Annotated in this window: 8 protein-coding genes, 1 tRNA gene and 1 pseudogene; 4 read left to right on the top strand and 6 right to left on the bottom strand. The window is 38.9% G+C overall.

Going from position 1 to position 10583, the window contains the following annotated elements; all coding sequences use genetic code 11:
• Window positions 1-121: 121 nt before the first annotated feature.
• The 3 genes from rpsA to aroA form a co-directional block, all read right to left on the bottom strand.
• Complete coding sequence (gene rpsA / locus FNZ60_RS02860; protein ID WP_142416212.1) at window positions 122-1822, bottom strand: 30S ribosomal protein S1; 1701 nt, start codon at window positions 1820-1822, stop codon at window positions 122-124.
• Between the two features lie 135 nt (window positions 1823-1957).
• Window positions 1958-2605 (bottom strand): (d)CMP kinase, encoded by a 648-nt coding sequence (cmk, locus tag FNZ60_RS02855; RefSeq protein ID WP_142416211.1) that lies wholly within the window; start codon window positions 2603-2605, stop codon window positions 1958-1960.
• The gene (aroA, locus tag FNZ60_RS02850; protein ID WP_142416210.1) at window positions 2602-3930 is read right to left on the bottom strand and encodes a 3-phosphoshikimate 1-carboxyvinyltransferase; all 1329 of its coding nucleotides are present in this window, start codon (window positions 3928-3930) and stop codon (window positions 2602-2604) included. The genes cmk and aroA overlap by 4 nt, the downstream gene beginning before the upstream one ends.
• 186 nt (window positions 3931-4116) lie before the next feature.
• Here aroA and FNZ60_RS02845 point away from each other — a divergent pair, with 186 nt between their 5' ends.
• Window positions 4117-4497, top strand: coding sequence for a TIGR02300 family protein (locus tag FNZ60_RS02845; protein WP_142416209.1), 381 nt, complete (start codon window positions 4117-4119; stop codon window positions 4495-4497).
• Window positions 4498-4611: 114 nt separating this feature from the next.
• Window positions 4612-4687, top strand: a tRNA-Ala gene (locus tag FNZ60_RS02840).
• Window positions 4688-4748: 61 nt separating this feature from the next.
• Here FNZ60_RS02840 and FNZ60_RS02835 read toward each other — a convergent pair.
• The 3 genes and pseudogenes from FNZ60_RS02835 to FNZ60_RS02825 form a co-directional block, all read right to left on the bottom strand.
• A pseudogene (locus FNZ60_RS02835) lies at window positions 4749-5342 on the bottom strand (phage integrase central domain-containing protein); the annotation flags it as partial.
• A gap of 1797 nt (window positions 5343-7139) precedes the next feature.
• Window positions 7140-7727, bottom strand: coding sequence for a transglycosylase SLT domain-containing protein (locus tag FNZ60_RS02830; RefSeq protein ID WP_142416208.1), 588 nt, complete (start codon window positions 7725-7727; stop codon window positions 7140-7142).
• Window positions 7728-7840: 113 nt separating this feature from the next.
• On the bottom strand, window positions 7841-9031 hold the full coding sequence (locus FNZ60_RS02825; protein ID WP_142416207.1) for a DNA recombination protein RmuC: 1191 nt from the start codon (window positions 9029-9031) through the stop codon (window positions 7841-7843).
• 91 nt (window positions 9032-9122) lie between these two features.
• On the opposite strand from FNZ60_RS02825, the gene def reads away from it, so the two are divergent.
• Together def and fmt are read left to right on the top strand one after the other, a co-directional pair.
• A complete protein-coding gene (gene def / locus FNZ60_RS02820) occupies window positions 9123-9653 on the top strand; it encodes a peptide deformylase (RefSeq protein WP_142416290.1) in 531 nt (176 codons plus the stop codon).
• Window positions 9653-10582, top strand: a complete 930-nt coding sequence (fmt, locus tag FNZ60_RS02815) for a methionyl-tRNA formyltransferase (RefSeq protein ID WP_142416206.1) — start codon at window positions 9653-9655, stop codon at window positions 10580-10582. Before def ends, fmt begins: the two co-directional genes overlap by 1 nt.
• Window position 10583: the final 1 nt, after the last annotated feature.

Raw genomic sequence — 10583 nt, 5'->3', positions numbered from 1 at the left:
CAAGCATTTATAATTTTTTATGCAATAATTTAAAAATTAAATAGATAATTTTTTAGAAAATAAAAAGGCCACTCCTTTTAGGAGTGACCTTAATAACACCAACAATTTTAATAATTGATGATTAATCTTGTTCTTGTTTTTTCAAAGCTGCACCGAGAATATCGCCAAGAGAAGCACCGGAATCTGTAGAACCATATTGTGCAACAGCTTCTTTCTCCTCTGCAATCTCTAACGCTTTGATTGATACCGAAATTTTACGTGTTTTTTTATCAAATGCAGTGATGCGCGCATCAACCTTTTGTCCAATTGCAAAACGTTCAGGACGTTGTTCATCACGATCACGCGCGAGATCAGCACGCCGAATAGTTGTCTCAAGGTTATGGTCAATCAATTTCACATCAATGTCATTGTCGTTAACAGCAGTCACTTCACAAGTTACAACAGCACCTTTTCGCAATTCGCCAGAAGCGGCTGCCTCTCCAACTTTATCGCTGGAAAGCTGCTTAATTCCAAGAGAGATACGCTCTTTTTCAATGTCAACATCAAGAACCACCGCTTTAACGATATCACCTTTGTTGTAAGTATCAATGACTTGTTCACCAGGACGGTTCCAATCCAGATCAGAGAGATGAACCATACCATCAACATCACCTTCAAGACCAATAAACAGACCAAATTCTGTTTTATTTTTAACCTCTCCTTCAATTTGCGAATTGACAGGAAATTTGTTGGCAAAAGCTTCCCATGGATTTTCAAATGTTTGTTTTAAGCCAAGAGAAATACGCCGTTTAGAAGGATCAATCTCAAGAACAACCACTTCTACTTCTTGTGATGTGGACAGAATTTTTCCAGGGTGAACATTTTTCTTTGTCCAGCTCATTTCAGAAACATGGATCAATCCTTCGATTCCTGGTTCAATTTCAACAAAACCACCGTAATCAGTGATGTTGGTAACAGCTCCCGTGATTTTTTTACCAATCGGATACCGAACACTGATACTTTCCCAAGGATCACTTTCAAGCTGTTTCATTCCAAGCGAAATACGGTGCGTATCTTGATTAATGCGAATAATCTGCACTTTAATCGTTTGACCAATTGTAAGCACTTCAGATGGGTGATTAACACGCCGCCATGCCATATCTGTGACGTGTAAGAGACCATCAATCCCACCAAGGTCAACAAAAGCACCATAATCTGTAATATTTTTTACCACACCTTCAACGATTTGGTTTTCTTCAAGATTTTGTACGATTTCTGAACGTTGCTCAGCGCGACTTTCTTCTAAAACAGTACGACGTGAGACAACAATATTGCCACGACGACGATCCATCTTCAAAATTTCAAAGGACTGTGAATTATGCATAAGAGGTGAAACATCACGAATGGGACGAATATCAACTTGGCTGCGCGGCAAGAAAGCAACAGCTCCATCAAGATCAACCGTAAAACCACCTTTTACTTGGCTAAAGATAACGCCATCAACGCGTGCACCAGCATTGAATTTTTCCTCTAAACGGACCCAACTTTCTTCGCGTCGTGCTTTTTCACGCGATAAAACAGCTTCACCCATCGCATTTTCAATGCGTTCAATGTAAACCTCAACTTCATCGCCAACTTGCAAAGAACCATCTTTTGCTTTTGCCCCAAATTCTTTGAGAGGAATACGTCCTTCGACTTTAAGTCCAGCATCAATAATGGCCATGTCTTTTTCGATTGCAATAACACGACCTTTAACAACAGACCCTTCATTGAGATCATTGGTTTGAAAAGATTCTGTTAAAAGGGCTTCAAAATCCGCTGTTGTGGGATTGTATTGTGACATAAGAACTCCTAATATATACCTTATATTATGAAGGTATGAGCGCTAGGTTAGTGTTAACATGAGCAGCTTCTCAGCCTTTTTCCTTGAATACAAGGAAGAAAAGTTAGCGCTAAGCTGGAAGTTACCTTAACGAATTTATCCAATTATATGCACTTTTATGATTGGATCAATAAAACTACATGCAATTGCAAATGTTGCTTCTATACTCAATTCTGACGTATCAAGCAAGTGGGCGTTTTTTGCTGGTTTTAGCGGGCTTTGTTTGCGCATTATATCCCGGCTGTCTCGTTGTTCAAGCTGAGAGAGGATTTCATGATAATTTGCTTGCCCGCCTTTTTGTAAAATCTCTTGGTAGCGACGTTTGGCGCGTGTTTGAACATTAGCTAGAACATAAAACTTGATATCGGCATCAGGGCAAACAACCGTACCAATATCCCGCCCATCAAGCACACTTCCAGGTAAAGTTTTGGCAAAATAGCGTTGCTTTTCAATAAGGATTTCGCGCACAGCAGGGTTAATCGCTATTTTTGAAGCTGCTTCACCAAGTTCATGAGAAGAAAGAAGAGCAGAATTTAAAGTATTCAAATCAAGTTCTTTAGCGCAAATGATCGCATTTTTTTCATCATTAAGCACTAAATTTTGTTGTAAAAGCGCATGCGCAACCCCACGATATGTCAGACCCGTATCGAGATGATGAAGATGATAATGTGCAGCAATTTTGCGTGCTAAGGTCCCTTTACCTGAGGCAGCAGGTCCATCAATGGCAATAACAAAAGGCTTCAAGCAATCTTTCCCCCAAGTTGTTTTATAAAAGGAATAAATTCTGGAAAACTCGTCGCAATCATTCGTTTATCATCAATGGTCACTGGCTTTTCTGATGCAAGCCCGAAGATAAGAAAGCACATAGCAATTCGATGATCAAGATGTGTAGAAACCCGTCCCCCCCCCAAACCTTTGTCAGAACCTTTCCCATAAACAACAAGAAAATCTTGACCTTCTTCACAGTCTACGCCATTAATTTTTAATCCTTGGGCGACAGCAGACAGTCGATCTGATTCTTTAACACGCAATTCTGCAATTCCTAGCATCACTGTTTTGCCTTCTGCAAAAGCAGCTGCTACTGCCAAAGCAGGATACTCATCAATCATCGATGGAGCACGCTCTTTAGGCACAGTAACACCTTTAAGGATCGATGATTTTATCCGTAGATCGGCTACATCTTCTCCACCTGTTTGGCGTTGATTCAAAAATTCAATTTGAGCGCCCATTTCCCACAATGTTTCGATAAGCCCTATTCGAGAATCGTTTATCAGAACATTTTCAATAGTGATATCAGAATCTTCTATAAGAAGGGCTGCAATAATTGGAAAAGCAGCAGAAGAAGGATCCCCCGGAATATGAATCGTTTGTCCAGTAAGATGGGGCTGACCATGAAGATGAATCAAACGCGCTCCTTCTTTATCACTTTCTATTTCAAGTTGAGCACCAAATGCTTTTAACATTTTTTCCGTATGATCGCGTGTGAGAATCGGTTCAATAACCGTTGTAATACCGGCAGTATTGAGGCCAGCAAGTAAAACTGCCGATTTAACTTGAGAGGAAGCTATTGGCACACGGTAGCGAATCGGATTAGCCATTTTCGGGCCATAAAGCGTTAAAGGAAGATGATCGCCATCTGTTGCTTCAATTTCCACCCCCATAAGACGCAGTGGGCCGAGGATACGTCCCATAGGACGCTTAGAAAGAGAAGAATCACCAATAAAAGTTGTTTTCATATGATAGGATCCAACCATTCCCATAACCAGGCGAGCACCTGTTCCAGCGTTTCCAAAGTCTAAAGATTTTTGTGCGGCTAAGAGGCAACCATTCCCTGTTCCTCGTATAATCCAAACATCATCTTTCTTAACAATACAGGCGCCCATAGCTTGCATGGCAGCAGCTGTATTGCGTACATCAGCGCTTTCAAGTAACCCGTGGATATATGTTTCACCACTTGCTAATCCTCCCAGTATAAGAGAGCGATGAGAGATTGATTTATCTCCTGGTATTTGAATTTTTCCAGAGAGGTTACTCGATTTATAGGCGGTTATAGGGATTGCTTTTTGCATGGAAATTCTATTTAATTCTATCTAACTTTTATGAAATTATGCATCCTTTAGCACATGCTTTAAAGGGCGTCATGAGAAAATCACTGTGGAACAGTATATTTATCTTTGACAAAGGCATTATTTTTCGATTAAGCACCATAGAATTTATCTTTTAATGGAATAAAGTTAATCAAAGAGGCACGGTTTATGGCAAAACAAGAACTTGGAACGAAACGTGTTGATCCAGAAACAGGAAAAAAATTTTACGATCTAAATCGCGACCCTATTGTGTCACCTTATACAGGAATTTCTTATCCGCGCTCTTATTTTGAGGTTGCAGCAGCTGAAGCAAACAATGAAGAAGAAGTGGATACTGAAGAGCTTGATACAGCACTTGAAAAGTCCGCTTTTATGCTGCTTGAAGAGGAGGATGACGATTCTAAAGATGATGATCTTCCTGATTTAGAAGATAGTGATGTTGATCTTGGTGATGATGATGATACATTTTTATCTCACGATGATGACGATGAGGGTGATGACGTTACCGATATTCTCGGAGGCGGTGTTTCTAATGATGACGATACTTAAAAGAAATAAAAGAAGACATCTTTTCTCTGGAATAAAAATTCTTCTTGATCTTCAATTTTTCTCGTTTTACAAGAGCCGAGATTGTGTACTGTCCTTGTGGGGAAAATTTTTATAGGGGCTATAGCTCAGCTGGGAGAGCGCTTGCATGGCATGCAAGAGGTCAGCGGTTCGATCCCGCTTAGCTCCACCAAAAGGACCAGCTCTCCTATCAAAACAAGTTAATTTATAGTAGAGAATATGTGCATCAATTTAAAAGTGTATGTGTTCTGTAAATTCATTCCAGGTAAATTTTGAGCTTTATGGCGTTGTTTCCTAAGAGCGCGCGTGCTTTTTCTATTGCTGATAAGCCAACATCTAACCCTCATGCAACTGCATATTTGAGACACATATTGAGACGAATAAGAGCTCTCTTAACTGTTGCAGCTTTTGTATGCCAAATGAGAGAAAGTATATTGCGTATCTTTAGTTTGTGTAATCTCTAAAACGGGCATACAATCTAATTTTGGTAAAATATGAAGTTTTAAAGGTAGAAACCAACGCTCCTCTCCACCATTATTCTTGAGTTCGGCTTTACGACTTTCAAAAGCATCTAGAGCAATGTATTTTAAATTAATGGAGATTCCGCATTGCCTTTTATTTCTCACGTATCTTTTTTGGGGGCACACCCCTCGTATAAACTAGCTCGTATAAAATAGAATGCCATTGGTTTGCACATTCACGTTTTTTTAAGAAACATTTCTCAACACTCCCAAGCCCATTTCACGACGACGCTCACGAATGGTACAATGATAAATCCGTTGAACACCCTGATCTTTATGCTTATGGAGTAATAAACCGGCACCATCACACACTTGTGCCAGCCTTTGAGTGTTGCGGATCAACCCTTGGGCTTGTAAGACGGTTCATGAAAAGCCATTTTTATTCCTTTCTTAACACAGTTTCACTCCACACACTCATCTCGCCTGTGATATACAAGCAAGTGATGTTGTTTGATTCAAAATAAACAGATTTGAAATGAGAGAATCTTATGCTATTCGGGACTCTCATGCAATATAAAAAACAGTAATTAATTATTATAAATCAATGTATTATCAATAAATTAGTGCGCACTTCTTATCAGCCTTATAATATATTCTTATCGTTTGTTGGGTTGTAAAATTTTATTTTCATAGTAACGAGCAGTTAAGTGAAGCTTTTATACTTTGCGCAGAAATAAAAAGTGAACTATTTAGCCTTGTTTTAAAAAATAAAATTTGAGCTCTCCCTCCACTATAACATTTCTGCAAAATCATAATATATTGATTATGGATATCTTTTTAAAAAGTGCGAGCTGCCTAAATAAACAATCGGGAATCGGACTATTTTTCTGGATCATTGCAAATCAGAATTTTTTTCGAATATTTTTAGCCATATCAAATGTCCTACCAATTAAAAAAATACCCCCTTTGAAGAGCGTCCACCTGCTCATTCATGAGATATGTTAACAACACGTAACATATTGATTTTCATGATAAATTATTTATTTATTCAATAAAAACTCCGAACAGAGTGAGTTTCTCTGATCATAAGCCCTTACATATTGAATCCATTTAATTTGTTTTCTTGGCTCATCACAAGCAAAATTGAGACCTAGAACGGCTCCACCATTATATTGGCCGCCATTCATGTGATAGATCTTAACATTTGAGATAATTCATAAGAGACATTGTGAATCCTTTCGTGCACAATTTTTCTTACATGCTAATTGCGTTTGTTATGTGCAAGCGAATGGTTTTTATTGATTTAATATCAAGAGATATGAAATGACAAAACCTTACGGTATTCGAGACTCTTGAATGTAATCCAAACAAAATAATATTATTATATATAAATCAATAAGTTGTCATAAAAACTATTTAAGAAAAAATAAAAATGATTTTCGCAAATATGCTCAAAGACAGGCGTTATCACAACATGGAAGGCTAGCTCATTACTTCATAAGCGCTACAGATAAATCATGCTTTAAATATTTATTACGTGCAAAGTGATACGTACTTTCATCCCCTTTAAAAATAGTATTTTTACAACACAAATAAGATGACTTTTTCCAATTAAAATAGACTAGATGAATGGATACCCTTCATTTCATATAATACTGAATAACTATTAGTCTTTTTGAGGTCAGTAGCCCCCCTTTATGCAAAGCAACGGTTTTATGAATCGGTGAACTTTCGTTTAGTGCATTTTTCATTTTTTAGAATGTGTTACCCTTTTTATGATACTTGAATTACATTTATTTTGATTGCTATTTGATAGGCGTAAAAAATAAATATTTATGTCAGAATCAACCATTAATGTGCATAATAAAAATATGATCTTTAAAATTTTTTCTTCAACAATCTCTGGTATTTACCCCAGTACTAAATGATAATACTCAATAGAATAGCGTTTCTATTGTGAATTTTTTGAACAAAGAAGGATACAAATATCGAGTGTATCTTCAAATATATTTTGTCTTGCAAAAGCTTTCTGCCGCTTGAGTTTATTTTAATATTTCATTCGACAATCGGAAAAACAACACTGTCTTATTATGCCATAAGAAATTTTTCTCTCAAATAATTTTATCCCATTAATTTCCTAATTAAGATTTTCAAAAATCCTCTCTAACGCCAGCCACATCTCTTTAATTGCTGTTCATAGAGCCTTGATATCTTTGCCATGCGTTGCGCTGCCTGTGAAAGTGCAGCATTAACATGTCCACCACTCCGCGCATAAGCACCATGCCCCATATGATAATTTAAATAAAGGCTATAAGCATCATCAAACCTCACCCCATTGCGTTGAACACTTCGGCGATGATACCAAGCAACAAAATCAGCAGCATCTGCAAAATTCGTACGCCGTGCAAAAGACTTTCCTGTGGAGCGAAGATACATGGCCCATGTACTGTCAAGCGCTTGAGAATAGCCATAAGCTGTCGACCGACGTTTCCATGGAATAAAACCAAGTAGTTTTTTGCGTGGAGGACGTGCATTATGACGAAAACCCGATTCCATATTAATGGTTGCAAGAATAATCGACATAGGAATGCCATAGCGCATTGCTGCTCTTTGAGATGCCTTACCCCAATTATCAAAAAAATCATTTTTTTGTGCTAAAATAGCACAAGCATTGTTTGTGTGGAGCGGAGTGGTTGTTGCACAGCCCCCTAGCAAAAACACCAATGCCCCTAAAAACAAAAGGTGTCGCATATTCCCTATTCCTCTCGTTTAAGAAATAAAACAGACTAGAAATAGTAAAAAATTATTACTAATCAATAAAGAATATGATCTTAACTTGTGACCTTTAAGAGGCTTGCTTTACTTTATTCCTCGTCAACAAAAGGCAATGTTTGCGACTGTGTCGATTGAGCCGATCTTGTCATTTTTGTTGGCTCAGAGTAATTTTCTTTTAATTCGAAAGTTTCAATACGATTTGCCCGTTTCATAATTTTGGAGGATGATATTAAAATTCCCTCTATATCTTCCCCTGCTTTGTGAAAATGCTTCTGTAGTGCACGAACACGCGTATCTATTCGTCCAAAATCTTCCATTAATTTTGCTACTTCTGACTGAATTAAGTGCGCTTGTTCACGCATCCGCGCATCTTTCATAATGGTTTGTACAACTTGGACAGAGAGCATCAACAAAGACGGCGAAACAATAATCACATGGGCTCTATTGGCTTTTTGTACCAATGGCTCAAAATCCTCATAAATTGTTGCAAAAACCGATTCCGACGGTACAAAAAGAAAAGCGGTATCATGGGTTTCTCCAGGAATGAGATATTTTTGCGCAATATCACGGATATGAACTTCCATATCGGTACGAAATTGGCGTTCTGCCTCTTGACGTTCTTGCTCTGATGCCGCTTTACGCAGTGCATTCCAAGCCTCTAGAGGGAATTTAGCATCAATAACAAGAGAAGGGGATTTATTGGGCATATGAATGAGACAATCTGGGCGCTTTCCATTGGAAAGAACAGCTTGAAAAGCATAAGCATTTGCTGGTAAAGCATCAGCAATAATGGCTTCCATCCGCCCTTGACCAAAAGTACCACGGGTCTGCTTATTGCTTAAAATGGATTGCAGCTGCACAACCTGTCCAGTAAGAGACTGAATATTATTTTGCGCTGCATCAATGACGGCTAGACGCTCTTGCAAACGATTCAAATTTTCATAAGTAGACTTTGTCTGTACCTGAAGTGTCTGCCCCAAGCTTGTTGTCATGCCATTGAGTTGCTCACTGAGTGATTTATTCAATTCAGCCTGTCTTTGACCAAAAATTTCTGCCATCGTTTGCATTCGCCCTTGCATTTCAGCTTGTGTTTTCAGAAAAGTAGCCATCTGCATTTGTGCCTCACGTGCACGTTCAGCAATTTCATTTTCCAAAAGCGCTTTTTTTCGATGTGAATATATCAGCATAAAAAATGCTAAACAGACGAGTATAAATAAAAGCAAAAGCATTAGTTTAGAAAAAGACTCATCTGCAAATATGGAAAAAAACGAATCAAACATAAATAGTAATATAACGCGCTTATCGCAAAAAAGCGCCAGAATCCGTTATTCAATATTGACCTATACACACGCATTGATTAATCTATCCCCCATGCCAATGAGATCTTTAGTTACTTTACCAGATCCGATTTTACGGGAAGTGTCAAAACCTGTTGAGCAGGTTGATGCAGCCCTGCAACAGCTTGTAGATGACATGCTGGAAACTATGTATCATTCCCACGGTGTTGGTCTTGCTGCTATCCAGATTGGCATACCCCTGCGCATGCTGGTTATGGATGTCTCTCCAAATGATGCACCGAAAAATCCGCTTGTTATAATCAACCCCGAAATTCTATGGCTTTCAGATGAGCGCAATGTTTACAAAGAGGGTTGTCTTTCTATTCCTGACTATTTTGCAGAAGTTGAACGCCCTAAACGCCTGCGTGTTCGCTATCAGAACCGTGAAGGAAAACAAACAGAAATTGAAGCAGATGATCTCTTAGCCACTTGCTTGCAACATGAAATTGATCATTTAGATGGGCGCCTTTTTATTGATTATATTTCAAAAATCAAACGTGATATGGTCATCCGAAAATTTAAAAAGCGCGCAAAAGAAAAAACTACGCAGGAAGCAATTTTGTAATGGCATTACGTTTAAGTTTTATGGGAACACCGGATTTTTCTGTTCCCATTTTACATGCTTTGTTAGATGCTGGGCATGACGTTGTCGCCGTTTATAGTCAACCCCCTCGTCCAGCAGGACGTCGCGGTCTTAAACGCATCCCCTCACCGGTTCAAAATGCAGCAGAAGAAAGATCTATTCCCGTATTCACGCCTCAAACACTCAAAACAGCCGAACAGCAAGCCCAATTTGCAGCACTTTGTGTTGATGTTGCTGTTGTCGTGGCTTATGGCCTCCTGTTGCCCAAAGCTATTCTGGAAACGCCCCGTTTTGGTTGTTTTAATGCCCATGCTTCGCTTTTACCGCGATGGCGTGGTGCTGCGCCTATTCAGCGTGCAATTATGGCTGGAGATAAAGAAACAGGGATGATGATTATGAAAATGGATAAAGGGCTTGATACAGGGCCTATTGCCCTCTCACGCTCACTCCCCATTACGGATACTACCACCACTGCTGAGCTTTCAAAACAACTTTCACATATTGGTGCAGAACTTATGATAGAAACTCTATCAACTCTGGAAAAAGGACACCTTAAACTTACCCCCCAACCAGAAGAAGGTATCACCTATGCTGCCAAGATCAAAAAGGAAGAAACCCGCATTGATTGGACAAAATCTGCTGAATTTATTCATCAATATATCCGTGCGCTCTCTCCCTTTCCTGGCTGCTGGTGTCACATGAATATCACTGGACAAGAAGAACGGGTAAAAATTCTTGGAAGTCGTCTAATCACAGGTCCTTCTCTTGAAATTGGTCGAATAGAACCAGGTTCTTTGGTTGTCCATTGTGGACAAGGGCGTCTTGAAATAACCCATCTACAAAGATCTGGTGGTAAAGTCCTTGAAAGCGCAACCTTTTTGAGAGGCGCTCATATTTCTGCTGTTTTTTGAT

This window comes from Bartonella massiliensis (genome assembly GCF_902150025.1).
In the GTDB taxonomy this organism is placed as follows: domain Bacteria; phylum Pseudomonadota; class Alphaproteobacteria; order Rhizobiales; family Rhizobiaceae; genus Bartonella; species Bartonella massiliensis.
This window is presented reverse-complemented; position numbering and strand designations above follow the sequence as displayed.

Bases quoted from the DNA above. Each gene is read 5' to 3' on its own strand.
- def (WP_142416290.1), top strand. From the start codon at position 9,123: ATGCCAATGAGATCTTTAGTTACTTTACCAGATCCGATTTTACGGGAA.
- FNZ60_RS02825 (WP_142416207.1), bottom strand. From the start codon at position 9,031: ATGTTTGATTCGTTTTTTTCCATATTTGCAGATGAGTCTTTTTCTAAA.
- FNZ60_RS02845 (WP_142416209.1), top strand. From the start codon at position 4,117: ATGGCAAAACAAGAACTTGGAACGAAACGTGTTGATCCAGAAACAGGA.
- fmt (WP_142416206.1), top strand. From the start codon at position 9,653: ATGGCATTACGTTTAAGTTTTATGGGAACACCGGATTTTTCTGTTCCC.
- aroA (WP_142416210.1), bottom strand. From the start codon at position 3,930: ATGCAAAAAGCAATCCCTATAACCGCCTATAAATCGAGTAACCTCTCT.
- FNZ60_RS02830 (WP_142416208.1), bottom strand. From the start codon at position 7,727: ATGCGACACCTTTTGTTTTTAGGGGCATTGGTGTTTTTGCTAGGGGGC.
- rpsA (WP_142416212.1), bottom strand. From the start codon at position 1,822: ATGTCACAATACAATCCCACAACAGCGGATTTTGAAGCCCTTTTAACA.